At 44.5% G+C, this 21,203-nt stretch carries 16 protein-coding genes and 8 tRNA genes; 22 read left to right on the top strand and 2 right to left on the bottom strand.

Annotated features, from left to right (window positions below; translation table 11 throughout):
* Positions 1-16: 16 nt before the first annotated feature.
* From ACRRS0_RS14480 to luxS, 22 genes are all read left to right on the top strand, one after another.
* On the top strand, positions 17-466 hold the full coding sequence (locus tag ACRRS0_RS14480; protein ID WP_432452490.1) for a regulatory protein RecX: 450 nt from the start codon (positions 17-19) through the stop codon (positions 464-466).
* A gap of 141 nt (positions 467-607) precedes the next feature.
* Positions 608-3,229 (top strand): alanine--tRNA ligase, encoded by a 2,622-nt coding sequence (gene alaS, locus ACRRS0_RS14475; RefSeq protein WP_432452491.1) that lies wholly within the window; start codon positions 608-610, stop codon positions 3,227-3,229.
* 38 nt (positions 3,230-3,267) lie between these two features.
* Positions 3,268-4,482, top strand: coding sequence for an aspartate kinase (locus tag ACRRS0_RS14470; RefSeq protein WP_432452492.1), 1,215 nt, complete (start codon positions 3,268-3,270; stop codon positions 4,480-4,482).
* Positions 4,483-4,586: 104 nt separating this feature from the next.
* A complete protein-coding gene (gene csrA, locus ACRRS0_RS14465; RefSeq protein WP_137671596.1) occupies positions 4,587-4,766 on the top strand; it encodes a carbon storage regulator CsrA in 180 nt (59 codons plus the stop codon).
* A 778-nt stretch (positions 4,767-5,544) separates the two neighbouring features.
* Positions 5,545-5,637, top strand: a tRNA-Ser gene (locus ACRRS0_RS14460).
* An 11-nt stretch (positions 5,638-5,648) separates the two neighbouring features.
* A tRNA-Arg gene (locus ACRRS0_RS14455) sits at positions 5,649-5,725 on the top strand.
* Between the two features lie 50 nt (positions 5,726-5,775).
* Positions 5,776-5,852 (top strand) — tRNA-Arg (locus ACRRS0_RS14450).
* Between the two features lie 53 nt (positions 5,853-5,905).
* A tRNA-Arg gene (locus ACRRS0_RS14445) sits at positions 5,906-5,982 on the top strand.
* A gap of 48 nt (positions 5,983-6,030) precedes the next feature.
* Positions 6,031-6,107: transfer RNA gene (locus ACRRS0_RS14440), tRNA-Arg, on the top strand.
* Between the two features lie 47 nt (positions 6,108-6,154).
* A tRNA-Ser gene (locus ACRRS0_RS14435) sits at positions 6,155-6,247 on the top strand.
* An 11-nt stretch (positions 6,248-6,258) separates the two neighbouring features.
* Positions 6,259-6,335 (top strand) — tRNA-Arg (locus ACRRS0_RS14430).
* Positions 6,336-6,387: 52 nt separating this feature from the next.
* Positions 6,388-6,464: transfer RNA gene (locus ACRRS0_RS14425), tRNA-Arg, on the top strand.
* A 713-nt stretch (positions 6,465-7,177) separates the two neighbouring features.
* The gene (locus ACRRS0_RS14420) at positions 7,178-7,420 is read left to right on the top strand and encodes an OadG family transporter subunit (RefSeq protein WP_432452493.1); all 243 of its coding nucleotides are present in this window, start codon (positions 7,178-7,180) and stop codon (positions 7,418-7,420) included.
* A 19-nt stretch (positions 7,421-7,439) separates the two neighbouring features.
* Positions 7,440-9,215: a sodium-extruding oxaloacetate decarboxylase subunit alpha gene (gene oadA, locus ACRRS0_RS14415; protein WP_432452494.1), complete on the top strand. Its 1,776-nt coding sequence runs from the start codon at positions 7,440-7,442 to the stop codon at positions 9,213-9,215.
* Positions 9,216-9,225: 10 nt separating this feature from the next.
* Complete coding sequence (locus tag ACRRS0_RS14410; RefSeq protein WP_432452495.1) at positions 9,226-10,359, top strand: sodium ion-translocating decarboxylase subunit beta; 1,134 nt, start codon at positions 9,226-9,228, stop codon at positions 10,357-10,359.
* Between the two features lie 605 nt (positions 10,360-10,964).
* Positions 10,965-11,585, top strand: coding sequence for a beta-phosphoglucomutase family hydrolase (locus tag ACRRS0_RS14405; protein WP_432452496.1), 621 nt, complete (start codon positions 10,965-10,967; stop codon positions 11,583-11,585).
* 35 nt (positions 11,586-11,620) lie between these two features.
* Entirely contained in the window at positions 11,621-12,427 is an 807-nt protein-coding gene (locus ACRRS0_RS14400; protein ID WP_432452497.1) for a rhamnogalacturonan acetylesterase, read from the top strand.
* Positions 12,428-12,509: 82 nt separating this feature from the next.
* Entirely contained in the window at positions 12,510-13,001 is a 492-nt protein-coding gene (locus ACRRS0_RS14395; protein WP_432452498.1) for a YqaA family protein, read from the top strand.
* 24 nt (positions 13,002-13,025) lie between these two features.
* Positions 13,026-15,875, top strand: coding sequence for a M16 family metallopeptidase (locus tag ACRRS0_RS14390; protein ID WP_432452499.1), 2,850 nt, complete (start codon positions 13,026-13,028; stop codon positions 15,873-15,875).
* Between the two features lie 86 nt (positions 15,876-15,961).
* Positions 15,962-17,539: a glutamate--cysteine ligase gene (gene gshA / locus ACRRS0_RS14385; RefSeq protein WP_432452500.1), complete on the top strand. Its 1,578-nt coding sequence runs from the start codon at positions 15,962-15,964 to the stop codon at positions 17,537-17,539.
* Between the two features lie 19 nt (positions 17,540-17,558).
* Positions 17,559-18,170 (top strand): hypothetical protein, encoded by a 612-nt coding sequence (locus ACRRS0_RS14380; RefSeq protein WP_432456169.1) that lies wholly within the window; start codon positions 17,559-17,561, stop codon positions 18,168-18,170.
* 52 nt (positions 18,171-18,222) lie between these two features.
* Positions 18,223-18,732 (top strand): S-ribosylhomocysteine lyase, encoded by a 510-nt coding sequence (gene luxS, locus ACRRS0_RS14375; RefSeq protein ID WP_432452501.1) that lies wholly within the window; start codon positions 18,223-18,225, stop codon positions 18,730-18,732.
* A gap of 217 nt (positions 18,733-18,949) precedes the next feature.
* Here luxS and ACRRS0_RS14370 read toward each other — a convergent pair whose 3' ends face one another.
* On the bottom strand, positions 18,950-20,230 hold the full coding sequence (locus tag ACRRS0_RS14370; protein WP_432452502.1) for an HlyC/CorC family transporter: 1,281 nt from the start codon (positions 20,228-20,230) through the stop codon (positions 18,950-18,952).
* 68 nt (positions 20,231-20,298) lie between these two features.
* Positions 20,299-21,093: a cytochrome C assembly family protein gene (locus ACRRS0_RS14365; RefSeq protein ID WP_432452503.1), complete on the bottom strand. Its 795-nt coding sequence runs from the start codon at positions 21,091-21,093 to the stop codon at positions 20,299-20,301.
* Positions 21,094-21,203 lie beyond the last annotated feature (110 nt).

The following is a 21,203-nucleotide window of genomic DNA, read 5'->3' as shown; positions in this document are numbered from 1 at the left end:
AGGCTCCTTTTTATTAATGATGAACCAGCGTAGCGCTTTAAACTCAGCCATCAATTTACTTTCTCGACGCGCCTATAGTCGCCGTCAATTATCGCAAAAACTGCAACAAAAGGGTTATTCACCCTCGGATATCGCTGACGCCATTGACTATGCTGAGCAGAATGCTTGGTTGGATGATATTAATTATGCGATGCAATTAACTCGCTCCCGCCTTGCTAAAGGTTATGGACGTAATTACCTCTATCAATACTTGCTCAGTAAAGGAATCGATAAGGCGATTGTCACAGAAGTGTTAGCGCTTCCTGAATGGGATTGGTATCAAGCCCTTCAGCAGCTGTTTGCACGTAAATTCAGTCAAGGCTTCCCCTCCGAACGACTTTTACAGCAAAAATGCAGCGCTTACCTATATCGTCGTGGCTTCGATTTTGAACTGATCAATCTTTTGTTTAGCGAGCAGCAGCAATAAGTGTCGAACACTTTGCCTATAAAGGTCTGCGTGCTATATTGTCGCGATTAATTTGAGTTTCATTTTTTTCAGCGCTTGTCGACGAGTAATACTAGCTTTACCACTAAGTCGAGTTGCTACAAACCCCCAGGAAAGAGTTTCATGAAGATGACTTCAGCTGAAGTAAGAGAAGCGTTTTTAAGCTTCTTTAACAGCAAAAATCACCAAGTTGTGGCAAGTGGTTCGTTAGTGCCACATGACGACCCAACCTTACTATTTACTAACGCGGGTATGAATCAATTTAAAGATGTATTTCTCGGAATTGACAAGCGTAGTTATACCCGAGCGACAACCTCACAGCGTTGTGTTCGGGCGGGCGGTAAGCACAATGATTTAGAAAATGTTGGCTATACTGCACGTCACCACACTTTTTTCGAAATGCTAGGCAACTTCAGTTTTGGTGATTACTTCAAAGAAGATGCAATTGCTTACGCATGGGAGTTTTTAACCGAAGTGGTTAAGTTACCTAAAGAAAAGTTGTTGGTGACGGTTTATCACTCGGATGATGAAGCTTTTAATATATGGGCCGATAAAATCGGTGTACCACAAGATCGGATTATTCGTATTGGTGACAAGTCACCAGAGAAAAAGTTTGAGTCTGATAACTTTTGGCAAATGGGTGACACAGGACCCTGTGGTCCTTGTACCGAAATTTTCTATGATCATGGCGAGCATATTTGGGGTGGCCCTCCGGGATCCCCTGAAGAAGATGGAGATCGTTTCATCGAGATATGGAACGTCGTATTCATGCAGTTTAACCGCCAAGCTAACGGGCATATGGAGCCTTTACCAAACCCATCCGTTGATACCGGCATGGGCCTTGAGCGGATCTCTGCGATTTTACAAGGGGTCCACTCCAACTACGAAATTGATATTTTCCAAAACTTGATTGCAGCAGCTGCAAAAATCATCGGTACCAATGATTTAGAAAATAAATCGTTACGGGTCATTGCTGATCATATTCGAGCATGTGGGTTCTTGATTGCCGACGGTGTTATGCCCGCTAATGAAGGCCGCGGCTATGTATTGCGTCGAATTATTCGTCGAGCTGTGCGTCACGGGAATAAGCTTGGTGCGCAAGAAGGTTTCTTTTATCAACTGTTAGCGGCCTTAATTACCGAAATGGGGGATGCATACCCAGAATTGGCCAAGCAGCAGCCTGTTATTGAGCGAGTCTTACGTCAAGAAGAAGAGCAATTTGCTAAGACTTTAGATCGCGGCTTAATGATTTTAGATGAGGCGCTTCAGGGCTTAGAGGGCTCCGTTATCCCGGGTGAGTTAGTTTTTAAACTCTATGATACCTATGGATTCCCTGCGGACTTAACTGCCGATATCGCTCGAGAGCGTGAGCTTAGTGTCGATGAGGCTGAGTTTACCGCAGCAATGCAAGCGCAACGAGAACGCGCTAAAAAAGCGAGTCATTTCGATACGGACTACAACGATAATCTGCAAATTAACGCCGAAACCGAGTTTTTAGGTTATCAACATCTAGAAGCCGAGGTAAACATTGTTGCAATGTTTAAAGAAGGTGAGGAACAGTCGGTGTTAGAGAATGGTGATCATGGCATTTTAGTGCTTGATAAAACGCCATTTTATGCTGAATCTGGCGGTCAGGCTGGGGATGCTGGTGAGCTTCAATTTGACGGCGGTAGCTTTGTCGTTGAAGACACCATTAAGTTAGGAAAAGCCTTTCTACATAAGGGATATGTTCAAGGGGCTAGTCTTGCCCAGCAGCAACTAAGGGCCAAAGTAGATTCACGTCGCCGCTGGAACACGGCACTTAATCACTCGGTGACTCATTTATTACATGCAGCTTTACGACAAACACTTGGCGAGCATGTATCGCAAAAAGGTTCGTTAGTTGAAGCGCAACGTTTACGCTTTGATTTCTCTCATTTTGAAGCGATTTCGATGAAGTCGATTAGTCAGATCGAACATTTAGTCAATCAACAAATTCGCCGTAACCTACCAGTACTCACCAAGGTGATGAACTTGGAAGAAGCCAAACAAGCCGGTGCAATGGCGCTATTTGGTGAAAAATATGATGATGACGTGCGGGTGGTGAGCATGGGTGACTTCTCTACAGAGCTTTGTGGTGGTACCCATGTAAATCATACTGGTGATATTGGCTTTTTCAAAGTGACTAGCGAATCAGGGATTGCAGCTGGCGTCCGTCGTATCGAAGCCGTTACCGGGCAATTTGCGATTGATCTGATCCATCGATTAACCGAAGAAGTTCAAACGGCAGCTAACTTGGTCAAAGGTGATCAATTCACCATCGGTGAAAAAGTGATGCAGCTGGTTGACCGAAACAAGATGTTGGAAAAAGAAATCTCCCAATTGAAAGACAAATTGGCCAGTGTCGCCAGTAACGATGTGGCAGATCAAGTACAAACGATTAACGGTGTGAAAGTATTAATTGCCTTCCTCGATGGTGTTGAAGGCAAAGCCTTGCGCAGCATCGTAGACGAGTTGAAAGTTAAATTGGAAAGTGGCGTGGTACTCTTGGGCACGGTAAGCGACGGTAAAGTCAGTCTAATTGCTGGCGTCACTAAAGATTTAACAAGCCGTGTTAAAGCGGGTGAAATGGTTAATATTGCAGCCCAATGCGTTGGCGGTAAAGGCGGCGGTCGACCTGATATGGCACAAGCTGGTGGTAATAATCCCGATGGTATAGCAAATGCGCTGGCACAAGTGAAACAGTGGCTAGGCGAAAAGCTTTAAACATATCAACATTCAGTGTTAAGAAAGAAGGAAAGCAAGTGGCACTAATTGTTCAAAAATATGGCGGTACATCGGTGGGTACGATAGAGCGTATCGAAGCCGTGGCTGACCGAGTGATTAAGCATAAACAAGCGGGTGACGATTTAGTTGTGGTGCTTTCAGCGATGTCTGGTGAAACCAATCGCTTGTTGGGCTTAGCGAATCAAATCGATGAAAACGCCAGTGAGCGTGAAAAGGATGTTCTGGTATCAACTGGTGAGCAGGTGACAATAGCCTTGTTGAGTATTGCTTTACAGAAGAAGGGCTGTGATGCGATTTCGATGACGGGAGATCAGATCCAAATGCATACTGATAATGCGCATGGTAAAGCGCGTATTACTAGCATTGACGATCAAAACATCAAGGCTCACTTAACGAAGAATAAAGTTGTGGTGATTGCTGGGTTTCAGGGGCGTAGCCCAGATAACTATATTACTACGCTTGGTCGTGGTGGTTCAGACACCACTGCTGTTGCCATTGCAGCCGCGCTGAAGGCCGATGAGTGCCAGATCTACACCGATGTGGATGGTGTATACACCACTGATCCGCGGGTTGAGCCTAAGGCGCGCCGTTTAGAGAGTATTACTTTTGAAGAAATGCTTGAAATGGCTAGCTTGGGAGCGAAGGTTCTGCAAATTCGTGCAGTGGAATTTGCCGGGAAATATAATGTGCCACTGCGAGTATTATCCAGTTTTGCAGAAGGTAATGGCACTCTAATTAGCTATGAGGGAAATAAAATGGAATCACCGGTCATTTCTGGTATTGCCTTTAATCGGGATGAAGCGAGCTTAACGATTTTGGGTGTGCCAGATAAACCTGCGGTGGCAGCGGCAATTTTGACTCCGATTGGGGAAGCGAACATTGATGTGGATATGATTATTCAAAACTCAATGGGCGATGGTACAGCTGACTTTACTTTTACGGTACATCGTAATGATTATAAACGCGCCAAAGTCTTACTAGAGCAAACTTGCGAAAAATTGGGTGCCCGAGCAGTCCAAGGTAAAGATTCTTTAGCAAAAATATCTATTGTTGGCGTTGGCATGATGAACCACCCCGGTGTCGCTAAAACTATGTTTGAGACTTTTGGTGCAGAAGGAATAAATATGCAACTTATTTCAACTTCTGAAATCAAAGTATCGGTAGTGGTTGATGAAAAATATTTGGAACTGGGCGTGCGTGCGTTGCATAGCGCCTACAAGCTCGACCAATAATAATGACTCTGCGACTTAAACAGGCTAGTCTATAGGCTGAATAATTGAAAATAATAGTCTGTTAAGTCGCTAAAGAATAAGAAATCGAATTTAAGGAGATATAAATGCTAATTTTGACTCGTCGTGTAGGCGAAACCTTGATGATTGGGGATGAAGTGACTGTGACCGTATTGGGTGTGAAAGGAAACCAAGTACGTATCGGTGTTAATGCACCGAAAGAAGTTTCGGTTCACCGTGAAGAAATTTATATGCGCATTCAAGCCGAGAAAAATGCCAGCGCATAAGCACGCGTTGGTGCTCAAATTTACAAAAGGAAGCTTAGGCTTCCTTTTGTGTTTTTGGGACTGCAGCGCCCTCTAACCAAGCCGTTGAGGTAGACCTTCAGTCGGCGCCTAAAAGCTTTAACTGTTTGTTGTTTAACATGTCTCATCTTCATTTGATTGATTTTTCATGAACCATCATTGATGTCGCAAGGTATGCCATTTGGTTTACTTCCAAAAATGCTTTTAAGTTGAACCTCAAGTCGCTGGTGATTGGTCACGGCTTCGTTGATGCATCATGTTATCGGTGACATTTGCTTGCTGTGGCTTATCTAAAGTAAGCGCAAAGCACAGACATTGATATCAGCCTTTGCTTACTTTGAACACCTACCTCATTGAAGCACCGTTATTTGCGATTTGTATTTGGTTAGTTTTTAGCGATTTAGCTATTTAAATGCGTATGAGTAATGCTCACATCGTCATCAATCGATTTCACTTCGATCGGCTTTGTCGGGTTTGGTAAATGATGTTTTGAAGTTTATTGTGTCATCTGATGTTCTCGGGGGCTTTGGTTTGACCATTTGATTGAAAACAGTGCAGCAAGATATATCGCCTGATGTGTTGTTTATGCGGTGTTCTTCGGTTCGCTTGCTGGTTCAGAAAGAATTGTGCTCGCTGCATTTTTGGACGTATATCTATCAAAAATACAGCGAACTGTTCGAAAGCTGTACGAACAAAAGAAAACTGGCAAAAAAGGTTTGACTATATTTTTGGAAGCAGTAATATCTGCATCCGAAATCGCGGTGAGGTGGCCGAGTGGCCGAAGGCGCTCCCCTGCTAAGGGAGTATAGGGTTTGTAGCCCTATCGAGGGTTCGAATCCCTCCCTCACCGCCATCGATTTCAACGCGCGTGTAGCTCAGCTGGATAGAGTACCTGGCTACGAACCAGGCGGTCGGAGGTTCGAATCCTTCCACGCGCGCCATATTTAAAGTAGAATGATTTCGGTCGTTTTTATATAAACAGTTTTTTTGTGCGCGTGTAGCTCAGCTGGATAGAGTACCTGGCTACGAACCAGGCGGTCGGAGGTTCGAATCCTTCCACGCGCGCCATTATTTTAAAAGCTCATAGTTCATGTGAGCTTTTTTTATTCAAGTGTTTCTGTGCGCGTGTAGCTCAGCTGGATAGAGTACCTGGCTACGAACCAGGCGGTCGGAGGTTCGAATCCTTCCACGCGCGCCATTATTTACAATAGAATGAGTGATCATTCTTATATTGCAGTGTTTTTGCGCGCGTGTAGCTCAGCTGGATAGAGTACCTGGCTACGAACCAGGCGGTCGGAGGTTCGAATCCTTCCACGCGCGCCATTCTTCTTAAAATCAGTGTTATGCTGATTTTGTTGGAGTGAAATCGTGGTGAGGTGGCCGAGTGGCCGAAGGCGCTCCCCTGCTAAGGGAGTATAGGGTTTGTAGCCCTATCGAGGGTTCGAATCCCTCCCTCACCGCCATCGATTTCAACGCGCGTGTAGCTCAGCTGGATAGAGTACCTGGCTACGAACCAGGCGGTCGGAGGTTCGAATCCTTCCACGCGCGCCATTCTTTAAGAGGCTCACCATTAATGTGAGTTTTTTATTCAAGTGTTATCTGTGCGCGTGTAGCTCAGCTGGATAGAGTACCTGGCTACGAACCAGGCGGTCGGAGGTTCGAATCCTTCCACGCGCGCCATCTCCTTTCTATGACTTCTCTTTTGTTTACTGCTCTAAAGCGGTTTCGATGCGCTTATGCTCTTACAAATATTGTATTTGCGCTCAGCTAATCATCATCGACATTCGATGAATGACATCGATATTTAGAATTGTTATTGGTTGATCGATAGCTTTGAATCTGCGCGCAGACGGCGGCCTCTTCAATGAGTTGATTCATTTTTGTTGCGCTTTGCTTAAAAGCCAAGTCCCTCACTATTATTTGATATTAATTTGTCGAAGCTGGCTTCATAGCTATCATTGATAGCGCGCTAAGGTTTTTAAATCAGGGTATTTTTTTAGCCTTTAGTGATACCTGCTTGTGAATAATTTGATGGTTTATAGGGGACATTTTTATCTTACGAAGTTAGGATCTCTAGTTGAAATTGGTATTCATCTCTTATTCAGCTTCATTTTGTAACTGTTGTGATCCTGCAGGCTTCTTTTAGTTTAGCTAAGCTGGTAAATTAGCTTATAAATCGGACAATAATCTGTATCGCGATGAATGTTAACAGCTTGTTAATATATAGCTTATTTAGCCTTGTCAGGTTTCGCCGTCACTAGATTATGAATTTTCCTATTGATAAAATAAAATTAACAATACTAATATTTTGAATATTTATTCAAATTCCAGTTTGATTTTTGTCAGTTTGCATGTAATTCTTACGGCAATCTTAAAGGATGTGGATTAATAATATGATAGATATGACCGAGCTGTTGTTGGAAGCAGCCACACTTATGGGGATCGGGATGGTCGCCGTGTTTGCTTTCCTATCGTTGCTTATTTTAGCCGTTTTAGGTCTTGCCAAATTAGCTCCGCCATTGATCGAACCAACCAAGCCTAGTCACTCGTCTTCTACTTCGACTAAACAAGCCAATAATACCGCCGTTGTTGCTGCGATCTCTGCAGCGGTTCAACAGTACCGGAAGGCTCAATAACTAAAGGGGATTTAACGCAATGTCTAAACCACTTGCTTTAACCGATGTTGTGCTACGTGATGCGCACCAATCATTGCTAGCAACCCGTCTTCGTATTGAAGATATGTTGCCCATTGCTGAGCAATTAGACCAAATTGGTTATTGGTCTCTGGAGACATGGGGTGGGGCGACCTTCGATGCTTGTATTCGTTATCTGGGTGAAGATCCATGGGAGCGTCTGCGAGAACTGAAAAAAGCCATGCCAAATACCAAGCAACAGATGTTGCTACGGGGACAAAATTTATTGGGTTACCGGCATTATGCTGACGATGTGGTCGAACGTTTTGTAGAGCGCGCAGTTAAAAATGGGATGGATGTTTTTCGTATCTTCGATGCGATGAACGATCCTCGTAACTTTCAAACGGCGGTAAAAGCGGCGCTTGATTGTGGGGCGCATGCCCAAGGAACGATTTCTTACACCACTAGTCCGATTCACTCTATCGAAAACTGGGTTGATTTGGCGAAGCGCTTGGAAGACCTTGGTTGTCATTCGATTGCAATTAAGGATATGTCTGGCCTACTTAAGCCTTATGAAGCTGAGGCATTAATTAAACGTCTGAAAGCCGATACTGACGTAGAGATAGCTTTGCATTGTCATGCGACCACGGGTTTAAGTCTACCGACTCATATGAAGGCCATTGAAGCCGGGGTGGATATTATTGATACCGCCATTTCTTCGATGAGCTGTACCTATGGACATAGCCCAACAGAAACTATCGTGGCGATGCTAGAAGGGACTGAGCGTGACACTGGTTTAGATCTGACGAAATTGGAAGCTATTGCCGCTTACTTCCGTGAAGTTCGTAAGAAGTATGCGAAGTTTGAGGGCAGCTTGAAGGGGGTTGATTCTCGGATCCTGATTGCGCAAGTGCCTGGTGGGATGCTGACGAACATGGAAGGCCAACTGAAAGAGCAGGGAGCGGCCGATAAAATGGACCAAGTACTGGCAGAGATCCCTAAAGTTCGTAAAGATTTAGGTTATATCCCGCTAGTCACGCCAACCTCACAAATTGTGGGCACGCAAGCGGTGATTAATGTGCTTACCGGGGAGCGCTATAAAACCATTACCAAAGAGACGGCTGGTATTTTAACTGGTCATTACGGTAAAGCTCCCGGCGAACTAAATAGTGAACTACAAAAACGAGTGCTTGATGGCGAACAAGCCATTACTTGTCGTCCAGCTGATTTACTCGAAGCTGAAATGGAACGTTTAGAGTCTGAAATAAAACAACATTCAGCAGACAAAGGCTTTAAGCTGGCAGATGCGGTGATTGACGACGCTTTAACTTATGCCTTATTCCCACAAATCGGCTTGAAATTTCTGGAGAATCGTGGCGATGCATCCGCTTTTGAGCCGATGCCTAGCGCCGATGACGTTAAGCCCGCGCCCGCGGTTGCTGTTAAGCAAGGTTCTGTCGAGACTTATTCGGTACGGGTCGATGGGCAGCTTTACACCGTTGATGTCGGTCCTGAAGGCTCCATTGATGGAGTGGCGGCTGTAAGTTCTTCTGCGCCTGCAAGCCCTGTGGCGGTCCCAACTGGCGGTGAAGCACTGCCGGCACCATTAGCTGGAAATATTTTTAAAGTCTTGGCCAAACCTGGGGTGCAAGTTCAGGAAGGTGACGTATTGTTGATCATGGAAGCAATGAAAATGGAAACCGAAATTCGTTCCGCTAAAACCGGGGTGGTTGCAGAGGTTCTAGTTAAAGAAGGTGATGCGGTAGCGGTAGGCGAAATCCTGCTTAGCATCGCATAAAGGAGCGACAGTGGAAGGATTAATGAAGCTTTGGCTCGAAACGGGTATCGCCAATTTTGAGCTTGGTCAGGTGGTCATGATGGCAGTGGGTTTATTACTGCTATATTTGGCGATTGTCCGTAAATTTGAACCCTTATTGTTATTACCCATTGGCTTTGGTGCAGTATTAGCAAACATTCCTAACGCAGGTTTTACTGAAGAGGGTGGTTTACTGTATTACATTTATCATGTGGGGATCGAAACTGGCGTTTTCCCTTTATTGATCTTTATGGGGGTGGGGGCTTTAACGGATTTTGGGGCATTAATTGCTAATCCCAAAATGTTGTTATTAGGTGCCGCCGCTCAATTCGGGATTTTTGCGACTTTATTTGGCGCGATAGCCTTAAACTGGGTGCCTGGTTTTAACTTTACGCTTGCCGACGCATCTGCGATTGCCATTATTGGTGGTGCCGACGGACCTACGGCTATCTTTTTAGCTTCTAAATTGGCGCCTGATTTATTGGGCGCGATTGCGGTAGCTGCTTATTCTTACATGGCCTTGGTTCCGATTATTCAACCGCCTATTATGCGCGCGTTGACGACTAAACAAGAACGTGAAATTCAAATGGAACAATTACGCCCAGTTAGCATGCGGGAGAAAATAATTTTTCCAATCGCAGTGCTTGGCTTAACGATTCTGTTTTTACCAGCGGCAACGCCCTTGGTTGGGATGTTTTGTCTGGGGAATTTAATGCGTGAGAGTGGCGTGGTTGATCGTTTAAGCAAAACTGCACAAAACGAACTGATTAATATTGTAACCATTTTCCTTGGTTTGGCCGTTGGTTCTAAGTTGTCAGCTGACAAGTTCTTAACGGTTGAAACCTTAGGGATTTTGGGGCTTGGGGCGATCGCATTTGCTATTGGTACCGCTTCAGGGGTGTTGATGGCGAAAGTGATGAATCGTGTCGGGGGGGGGAATATTAACCCATTGATTGGGGCTGCTGGTGTATCGGCAGTGCCAATGGCGGCCCGAGTCGCCAATAAGGTCGGTTTAGAGGCTAATCCTCATAACTTCTTATTAATGCATGCGATGGGACCGAATGTTGCCGGAGTATTGGGTAGCGCAGTTGCCGCCGGGGTATTACTATCCTTAGTTGGTGGCTAATACTCTAACCATCTAAAAAAAGCTTGCTTAGGCAAGCTTTTTTTATGCTTAACGTGTTAACCACATCATGACGCCGAAAAAGCCAATGAGTAGGCTGCTGATTGCGATGATCCAATAATATCCTTTTCGACCTTGTTTAAAACTTAGACCGTAGTGGAACAAAAATAACGTCCACAGTATTGTAAGTAGCAAAGGAACTAAGAAGAAACGCACCATAGTTTTTCCATTATTACTCTTAACTGTTTGAATAATGTTAGTTTAACCTAAAAATATAAACTCAACCTAGTTTCGTGTTATTTTCGAGACGCTTCTCGCGTGTTGGTTTTACATCATGCTGCTTAACCCCAGATAAGACTTTGAAATTTAGGTGACCAGAGCTTAAGACAAGGATTCTGCATTGGGCATTTTAAATTTATCCCCGTGGAAAGCGACTGTGTGTTTTTCAGTTGACTCTTTCTGTGGGCATCTACTGGCTAGCGATTTGTTGTTTGCCTTAGCTGTACGGCGGTATTTACAAATTATTTTTGTCTATTTTATGAAGGCTTGTTGGTATGATGATCGGCTGAAAGGGCTGCTGTTTAGTTCTAGATAATTTCGAGTAGACAATGAATATCCAACAATACCAAGATTATGACGCTTTTATTTTTGATATGGATGGGACTTTAATCGATTCGTTGCAACAGCATCAAGCTGCTTGGGAGCGAGTATTAAAGCATTTTGCGATTCCTTACACCGCGCAGCAAATGTTGGCGATGAGTGGTATGCCAGCGGAACAAACTGTAGAAAATTTACTAGCGCAGGCCAATATGACACGGATTAAAGTGGATGCGGTGGTAGAAGCGAAAAATCAGCACTATCAGGACTTAGTTCATGCAGAAATACAGGCGACGCCGTTATTGACTGTATTTAATCACTTTCAGGGCAAAAAACCGATGTCTGTGGGCACTGGTGCTTCTCAGCAGGAAGCGGAGTTCTTGCTCAATAAATTAGGCATCGCTGAGCAATTAGTTGCCATTGTTGGCGCTGATTTGGTCGATGCTCATAAACCCGCGCCGGATACTTTCTTGTTGTGCGCGAAGTTAATGAATGTTGAGCCTCAGCGCTGTTTGGTGTTTGAAGATGCTGACGCTGGCATCATGGCGGCGAAGGCGGCTTCTATGGATGTTGTTGATGTACGACCACTGTGGCCAAATAAGTACTTTGATCAGCATCTTACACTTGAGTAAATGCGGTTATCAAGTTGTCCAGAGAGTCCACGATTATGAATAAGACCATCACTATATTACTCGCGATGTTACTCTCCCTTAGTTTTTCAGTACGCAGTAAAGAGCAGGATATGCCAAGTATTACGATTTATTTAGTTGGTGACTCAACGATGACTGACTATTCTCTCGAGTCAGCTTATATGAGTCATCGTTATCCTTTAACGGGTTGGGGGCAAGTTCTTCAACCTTTGTTGACCAAAGACAATTTGGCGGATATTGCGCTGATTTCTGGTGAACAAGCGCTGGTGGATGATCGCGCCAAGGGGGGGCGCAGTAGTCGAACTTTTTTTGAAGAAGGCCGTTGGGAAGCGGTATACCATGCCTTGCAGCCGAATGATTTGGTATTGATTCAATTTGGTCACAATGATGCTGCGCTTGAAAAGCCAGAGCGCTATGTCAATATTCAGGGTTATCAGCAGTTTTTGCGTTTATTTGTTGCGCAAACTCGTCAAAAGCAGGCTGTCCCAATCCTTGTTACCCCAGTGACCCGTAACTATCCTTGGTCTGGTGCAGTTTTAGGGAGTGCTCATGGAGCATATCCCGCAGCAATGAAGGAAGTCGCGAAACAACTCCAGGTAGATTTGATTGATTTGACGAGCTCTTCGGCTAAATATTTTTCACAGCAGGGGCGTGATTATGTCACTGAACACTATTTTATGAATCTTCCTGCAGGGATTTACCAAGCATACCCAGAGGGTAAAAGTGACAATACTCATTTTCAACCCGAAGGTGCAAAAGTTGTCGCAGCTCTCGTCTTGCAAGGCTTGAAACAGTTACAGCCTCACTCTAAGTTGGTTCAATAGCATTGGTGTTGCTTGCAGAAAGTACTGTTTTCATCGCCTGCTTAAGTGCTCTGCCTGCTGAAAGCGGCGAGAGCTCTAGTCGGTGTTGTCCACGAAATTGCAGGGGCGTCCAAAAAAAGTCGGTCGCTGCTCGGTCATTATTTTGTTAAGTTTACTGTTTTTTAGCGCTTTTAGTTCGGCGACTTTGCTGCCAGGAAGCTCGGAACTGTTGTTTAGTACATTGTTGTTACAATATCCACAGCGTTGGTTAAGTCTGCTAGTTGTGGCGAGTGTTGGCAATACCTTGGGTAGCTTATTCAGTTTCGCTATGGGGTGGGGCTTAATGGCTTCGCTCAAACGGCGTTTGGTTGGCCCTCCGAATTTAGCTCGGCAAGCGAAGGTTAAATTCTGGTTGAATAAATACGGCCCTTGGAGCTTACTGTTGAGCTGGTTGCCGCTGGTGGGTGATCTTTTGTGTTTATTGGCTGGGGCCGCTAAGTTGTCGGTCTGGCAATGCGCGATCGCGATGTTGATTGGTAAAACGGCTCGCTACGGTTTGATATTAGCCTTCGGCGCGTCACTCGCGTCGATTTAAATTGTTATAAATGAGGAAACAATAGTGCTTAGATGGTTGAGTGTTTTTAGCATTCTTTACTTAGTTGTTGGATGCTCGCAGTTTGACACGCAACAGTTGCCAACGTTGCCAGCAGGTGTGACCTTAGTTGAAGCTTCGCCCGCAAGTGACGGAGCACTCCAGATTGCCTATAAAAAATATCGTTTGGCAAACGGTCTAACCGTCATTTTATATCAAGATGATTCCGCGCCTTTAGCACATGTTGATGTGACTTATCATGTCGGTTCGAATCGCGAAGTGGTCGGGAAATCAGGATTTGCTCATTTTTTTGAACACATGATGTTCCAAGGCTCAAAACACGTCGGAGATCAGGAGCACTTTCGGATCATCAATGAGGCTGGTGGTACGATGAATGGATCGACCACCAAAGACCGTACTAATTATTATGAAACCGTGCCGGCGAATCAACTTGAAAAAGTGTTGTGGTTGGAAGCCGACCGGATGGGATTTTTACTTGATGCGGTCAGTCAAAAGAAATTCGAAATCCAGCGTGCTACGGTTAAAAATGAGCGCGCTCAACGGGTTGATAATGCGCCTTATGGTTTATTGTCGGAGCGGGTCGATGAAGCCTTATATCCTCGAGATCATCCATATTCTTGGCAGCCAATTGGTTATATCGAAGATTTAAATCGAGTGGATGTAAACGATCTTAAAGCTTTTTTCTTACGTTGGTATGGTCCGAATAACGCGGTGCTTAGTATTGGTGGTGACATCAACATTGAACAAACGCTGACTTGGGTTAATAAGTACTTTGCGACGATCCCGACCGGACCAGAAGTTCCTAAAATTAAACCGCGGCCGGCTCAATTGAGTGAGACTCGTTATATTTCTTTAGAAGATCGGGTGCATATCCCTTTACTCTACATCAGCTACCCAACGGTGTTCGCGGGAGCAAAAGACGAAGTCGCCTTGGATATGTTTTCTGAGATATTAGGCGGTGGAAAAAGTTCATTATTGTATCAATCATTGGTTGAAAGCGGTAAAGCACTATCGGCATATAGTTCTCATTATTGTCGAGAAATGGCTTGTACCTTGTCGATCGCTGTTCGGGCTAATCCGCAGGCGGGTCTGAGCTTAGCTCAGCTAGAGCAAGAAGTTGACCGAGCCATTAGTAAAGTGGCTGCGCGTGGGATGGATGCGGCTGACTTACAAAGAGTTCGCGGTTCACTCAAGGCTTCTACTATTTATAGCTTAGAAAGCGTCTCTGATGTGGTCAGCCAATTGGCTTATGGTGAAACTTTTTTTGGCCAACCGCTTTATGTGAGCAAAGTACTAGAACAATTTGACCATGTCGATGATCAACAAGTGCAACAGGCATATCGGCAGTATATTTTGGATAAACCGCGGGTCGTGATGAGTGTGGTTCCTAAGGGCCAAAGACAGTTATTGGCTGGGCCTGATAATTATCAGCCAAAAGCGCGCCAACTGCCTGTGTATCAACATATCGATGAACAGCAATTGAAGCAGGCTAAAGTCGTCGATAGTTTTGACCGAAGTATTGAACCCAGTGCGGGACCGGCGCTAACGGTAAAATTGCCACCCTTGTGGCACGGTCAGCTCCGTAATGGTTTACAGCTATTAGGCACCTCTGCGCAAGCAACACCAACGGTCACCTTACAGTTTCGCTTACCCGGAGGTAGTCTCGCCGAAGCGCCTGGTCAAGAAGGATTGGCCAAGTTAACCGCAAGAATGTTAATGCAAAGCACTCAAGGCCATAGCGCCGCAGAGTTAGCAGACCAATTAGATGAGTTGGGGGCCTCAATTAGTTTTGGTTCTGGTTTGTATAGTCAAAGTATCAGTTTGAGTTCACTGACCGAAACCCTGCCTCAAGTGCTGGATATCTTACAGCAACGTTTGTTAACGCCGGCCTTCGATGAGCAAGAGTTTGTACGTGAGAAAGCCCGTCATTTGCAAAGCATTGAGCAGAATTATAACCGACCTAGTTGGTTGGCGAGTATTGCGAGTCAGGGCCTGATTTTTGGTGAAAGCAGCCGGCTTGCAACATCCAGTGCCGGGACGAGGCAGAGTGTTAGCGCGCTTAGTCTCGAGGATGTGAAGCAATTTTGGCAGCGTCATTACCAGCCGATGGGAAGTCAATTGGTTGTGGTGAGTAACTTGGGGCAAGCTCAAATGGAGCAAGCCTTACAGCCCTTGCAACAGAAATGGCGTGGTCAAGCGAGTCCTAGTGGTCATCTTCGCATTACCGAATCAGTCAGTAAGCCGACGATTTATTTGATTGATAAGCCTGGTGCGGTGCAATCGGTAATCCGTATTGGTCGTTTGGCGATGCCCTATGATGCAACGGGTGAGTACTTCAAAGCCAACTTAATGAATTTTAACTTTGGTGGCAATTTTAACAGCCGGATCAATATGAATTTGCGCGAAGATAAGGGCTACACCTATGGGGTGAGCAGTGGCTTCTCCGGTTTTGAAGACGGCGGTAGTTTTGTGATTTCTACCGATGTTCGTCAAGATGCAAGCGCTGATGCAATTAAAGAATTACTTGCCGAGCTGGAACATTACTCAACCACCGGGCCGACAGATAAAGAACTCGCCTATATGCGTAGTGCGGTGTCTCAACAAGAAGCGCTGGCTTACGCAACGCCTTCCCAAAAAGCGTCATTTTTGATGCAGATGCAGGTACATCAACTGGATCCCAGCTTTGTTGCCCAGCAGAATCAGATTGCCGCGACAATTAGTCGTGAGACCTTGAAAAAGTTCGCGTCAAAATATTTATCACCACAACAGATGATCATCGTTGTGGTGGGTGACAAGCAACAGTTGTTGCCACAGTTAAACAAATTAGGTATGCCTGTTCAACAACTTGCATTGTAAATGGACCCGCGCTTAGGGTGGTAAAAGGATGCTAAGCTCGTTATGCTTTGCTGCACCAAGCGCTTTAACAAATAGTGAGTTTGAATTTGACTCAACAGTTTTCTAGACGGCTTGCGCAATTAAGCGCAGCAATGGCGGATACCGGCGTACAGGGTATTCAACGTGGTATCGAGCGAGAAGCTTTGCGAATAGGTGAGCAAGGTAAGTTGGCTAGCAATGGTCATCCAAAGGAACTTGGTGCGGCTTTAACTCACCCTTTGATTACCACCGATTATGCTGAAAACTTGCTGGAATTTATTACCCCAGTTTCTGATAGTGTAGAGCAGTTGTTATCGCGTTTAACTGATATACATCATCAAGCATTAAAAAAACTCGATGGACAGTGTCTATGGCCGCTTAGCATGCCTTGTTATATTGGGAATGAGCAAGATATCATTTTGGCTGACTATGGTCAGTCAAATATCGGCAAAATGAAGCATGTTTATCGACAGGGATTACGTCATCGCTATGGGAGTGCGATGCAGGTGATCTCGGGGGTTCATTATAACTTTTCGTTGCCTTCGAGTTTTTGGCAAGCTTTGCAAAAAGTTGAAGGGGATAGCCAAGATTTATCGGCGTTTATCTCGCAACGTTATATGGGATTAATCCGCAATTTCTACCGTTTTGGCTGGATGGTTGCGTATTTGTATGGTGCATCTCCAGCTCTTTGTGGTTCCTTCATGAATGCAGCTGAAAGTCAGTTAGACTTTCAGCACATGGGGAAAGGTACTTTGTACCTTCCCTTTGCAACCTCCTTACGTTTGAGTGATTTGGGTTATACCAGCGCGGATCAAAACCAGTTAGAGATTAACTATAATAGCGTTGAGGAATACGTGCATAGTGTTCGGGAAGCGGTGAGTACTCACTCTGATGGCTTTGCTGATATAGGGGTAAAGGTCGATGGTGAATATCGTCAGCTGAATGCGAATATCTTACAAATTGAGAATGAGCTATATGCTCCTATCCGAGCTAAGAGAGTGGCCAAACCGGGTCAAACTCCTTCACAAGCGTTGGCAGCAGACGGTATTGAATACATTGAAATTCGCGCTTTAGATGTCAATCCCTACAGTGCGGTTGGTGTCACCGAAGCACAAGTGAGGGTGATTGATTGTTTGTTATTGGCTTGTACCTTAATGGACTCACCGGCGATGAGTCATGCCGAACTACAAGCTTGTCGAGACAACTTTAACCAAGTCGCTATTCAAGGGCGTAACCCTTCTCTTGAACTCAATATTGCAGGTAAACAGCAGCCATTGCCGCAGCATATTGAAGAACTGTTTTTTTATATGAAACAAGCTGCCGAGCTACTCGATATCAAGCGTAGTCAGCCTGATTTTGCGATGGCTTTAGCAGAAGCTATTCAAGATGTGAGCAACGATAATAGCTATTCAGCATATTTTTTACGCTTGTTAACTACACAAGCTGCAGATAATAGTCATTTGGGCTTGCGGTGGGCGGCAGAATATCGTCAACAGATGCTGAATCATCAACCGACTAACTGGCAAGAAAAAGATTTTGCGGCCATGGCTAAGCGGAGCTTTATCGAGCAGCAGTCGATAGAAGCAGCGGATGATATGGATTTTGACCAATTTTTAATAAAGTATTTTGAAAATGCGAATCAATAAACCTGTAAACCTGACGCGGATGACACGCTGTTTATTAGCCTCGCTTGGGCTGGCAATGCTGGCGGGGTGTAGTAGTGCCCCGCCGAGAGATCCCGAAAATATATGTAGTATTTTTGAGGAAAAAAGTGATTGGTATCAGTCGGCCAAAAAAATGAATAAGAAGTGGGGAACGCCGGTCCATGTTCCTTTGGCAATGATGTACCAAGAGTCGAGCTTTAAACATAATGCTCGACCACCGATGGAGTATTGGTTTGGCTTTATTCCGGTGGGGCGTGCGAGTTCGGCCTATGGTTATAGCCAAGCAAAGACTATGACTTGGGAAGACTATGTTAGAGAAACGGGTAACTCATGGTCTTCGCGGAGTAATTTTGATGATGCCATCGATTTTATGGGCTGGTTTACTTATAAGACTCATAAAATTAATGGTGTTTCCAAGTGGGATGCTCGCAATCAATATCTTAACTACCATGAAGGTTGGGGGGGATATAAACGGGGCTCTTATAAACAAAAGCAGTGGCTCGTCAAGGTTGCCAATAGGGTTGACCAACGGTCTAAGCGTTATGCCGCGCAATATAGTAAATGTAAAGAAGATCTAGATAGTAGCTGGCTATGGCGGCTATTTTTTGCTTGAATACCCTATAAATTAAACTCCGCTTAGCTGAGTATATCCGAGAGAGATAATCATGCCTTTATTAGATAGTTTTACTGTTGATCATACCCGTATGCATGCACCTGCGGTTCGAGTCGCCAAAACCATGGCTACCCCTAGCAATGATACGATTACCGTTTTTGACCTTCGCTATTGTGTGCCTAATGAAGAGATATTGTCAGAGCGTGGTATTCACACGCTAGAGCACTTGTATGCAGGCTTCATGCGTGAGCATTTGAATTCTGAGCAGGTTGAAATTATCGACATTTCTCCTATGGGCTGTCGTACTGGTTTTTATATGAGCTTGATTGGAAGCCCTTCCGAGCAGCAGGTGGCTGAAGCTTGGTTAGCTTCGATGCATGATGTATTGGCGGTGAAAAATCAAAATGATATTCCTGAGCTAAATGAGTATCAATGTGGAACTTATACCATGCACTCTTTGGATGAAGCCAAAGCTATCGCGAGTCAGATCATTGAACGTGGTATTAGTGTGAACAAAAACGAACAATTAGCCTTATCTAAAGATATTTTGGGAACCCTTTAATACCAAATCTGATTCATTATATGATCAACTTATTGCGCAGAATAAATCTGCTGATAACAAGCTATGAAGTGAAGTAACTCGTGGTTTTAATTACAAGATACATCACGCAGTTAGCGGTGATTTAGACCCGTAAGAATGAATAGCTAATGAGTTAGATTGGTATCAATAGGCGCTTATAAAACTAAAAAGCCAGCAAAATGCTGGCTTTTTAGTTGCTTTAATTTGATTTGGGTTTGTTATAAAAAGCAGGCATAACTCGCGCTAGGCTCACCGTATTATTTTCAATTTCAACAATTTCTATGGGATAGCCACTCAGTCTCAAGCATAGGTTGGCTTCAGGGATATCTTCTAAATACTCGATGATCAAACCATTTAAGGTTTTAGGACCATCGATAGGAAAAGACCACGCCATTTCTTTATTGAGGTCGCGAATGTTAACCGTACCTTCAATTAAGTAGCTTCCATCAATTTGTGGATGAATTTCATCGCTGGGGGCTGGTGCCATGCTCGTGGTAAAGTCACCCACAATTTCTTCCAGAATATCTTCAAGCGTCACCAAGCCTTGAATATCACCATACTCATCAACAATTAGCCCAATCCGCTCTTTGCGGCGTTGAAACTTTAATAACTGTACATTAAGTGGGGTGCCTTCTGGGATGAAATAAATTTCCTTGGCCGCGCGTAACATTGAGGTCTTATCAAATTGTTCACGAGATAGCAGCCTCAGCGCATCCCTAGAGTGGACAAAACCAACCGAGTCATCGATAGAGTCGCGAAATAGCAAGATTTTAGTATGCGTACTTTGAGTGAGTTGCCGAAGAATGCTATCCCAATCGTCATTGATGTCGATCGCTGCAATTTCGTTGCGGGGGATCATAATGTCATCAACGGTGACTTTTTCTAGATCGAGAATACTGAGTAGCATGTCTTGGTGGCGTTTCGGGATCATCGTCCCCGCTTCATCGACTACGGTGCGTAATTCATCAGGATTTAAAGCCTCATCGCCCTTACTATTCGGATTCACACCCAACAGGCGTAATATTCCATTCGTCACTGCATTGGTGGCCCAAATCACAGGGAATAGCAATTTCATGAGTGGGCGAAGTAACAGTGAGGCTGGAAAGGCAATCCGTTCAGGGTAGAGTGCCGCCATGGTTTTTGGTGTGACTTCAGCAAAAATCAAAATGGCGAAGGTTAGTGCCAGTGTTGCGATCGCTACACCGACATCGCCGAATAGGCGTAAGCCAATAATGGTGGCAATTGCTGATGCCAAAATATTAACTAAGTTATTGCCAATAAGGATCAAACCGATCAGCCGATCAGGACGCTGTAATAGCTTGTCGACCCGTTTTGCCGCTTTATGTTTGGTATTGACTAAGTGCCGAAGCCGATATCGATTAAGCGACATCATGCCAGTTTCGGAGCTAGAGAAAAAAGCAGAACAAACTATGAGGAACACGAGCAGTATTAATAAGCTACTCGTTGAGATGTCGTTCAAACAGGAAAATCCTTGGTAAATATAAGGGACTAATTTATATGTTGAGTTTAAGGGCTGTCAAGTGATGTTTATGAGCCGATGATGATTTCTTTAACAAAGCGTGAGCCAAAATAGGCGAGAGTGAGCAAGATTGAGCCACTGACAGTCATCACAACCACTGTTTTACCTCGCCATCCCCGATAATGTTGTCCCCATAATAAACTAGCGTAAATTATCCAGGCCAATAGGCTAAACAGTGCCTTATGAGCCTGCCCATGGGCAAAAAACTGATTTAAGAAAATGAAGCCGCTGAGTAGCGAGATACTGAGTAATACAAAACCTAGTCGAATTAGAGTAAATAGTTGTTTCTCAATTCTCATTAATGAAGGTAACGCAGGGTGGATTGCGCCAGGCTTATGCCGCTTCAACGTCCAATCTAGGTAGGCCATTTGCAGGGCATAAAGGCTGGCAATCATTAACACCGTGAATGCTGCCAGCGCGACGCAAATATGGATCAGCACCTGTGGTTTCAATTCTAGATGAAGAATGTAATCACTTGGAATTAATACCGCTAAAAATATGCTAATAATCGAAAATAGGTAAGTAACTGGAAGGATAAACCAAAGCTTAAAGGGCTTGGCCAGTACGGTGACACTCAAGGAAATTAATAGGCTCACTAAGGCCGCGACATTGAATAGACTAAGGTCTTGGCCTTGGGCTAAAAATAAATGCTGAAATTCCCAGATGCCATGCAGAGCCATGCCACAAGCGGCACTTAGCCACAGCCACTTATTGGCGCCAGCCTGTTTATTCTGCAGCCCAGAAATGCATACATAGGATGCTAATAGATAAAATATGGTGGTAGGGAGTACCAATACATTCATGATTTAAAGCTAACTAACTAATTGTTTGAAATCAGTATACTCGGCCTATCCAATCAGAGCTAGAATTAGCGTTTAGAAAATGTTGCTTGCTAACCATTGATCTTTGGTGA

Source organism: Agarivorans sp. QJM3NY_29, assembly GCF_050870835.2.
Classification (GTDB): Bacteria; Pseudomonadota; Gammaproteobacteria; order Enterobacterales; family Celerinatantimonadaceae; genus Agarivorans.
The sequence above is the reverse complement of the archived record's forward strand: the minus strand, read 5'-3'. Positions and strand labels throughout refer to the sequence as shown.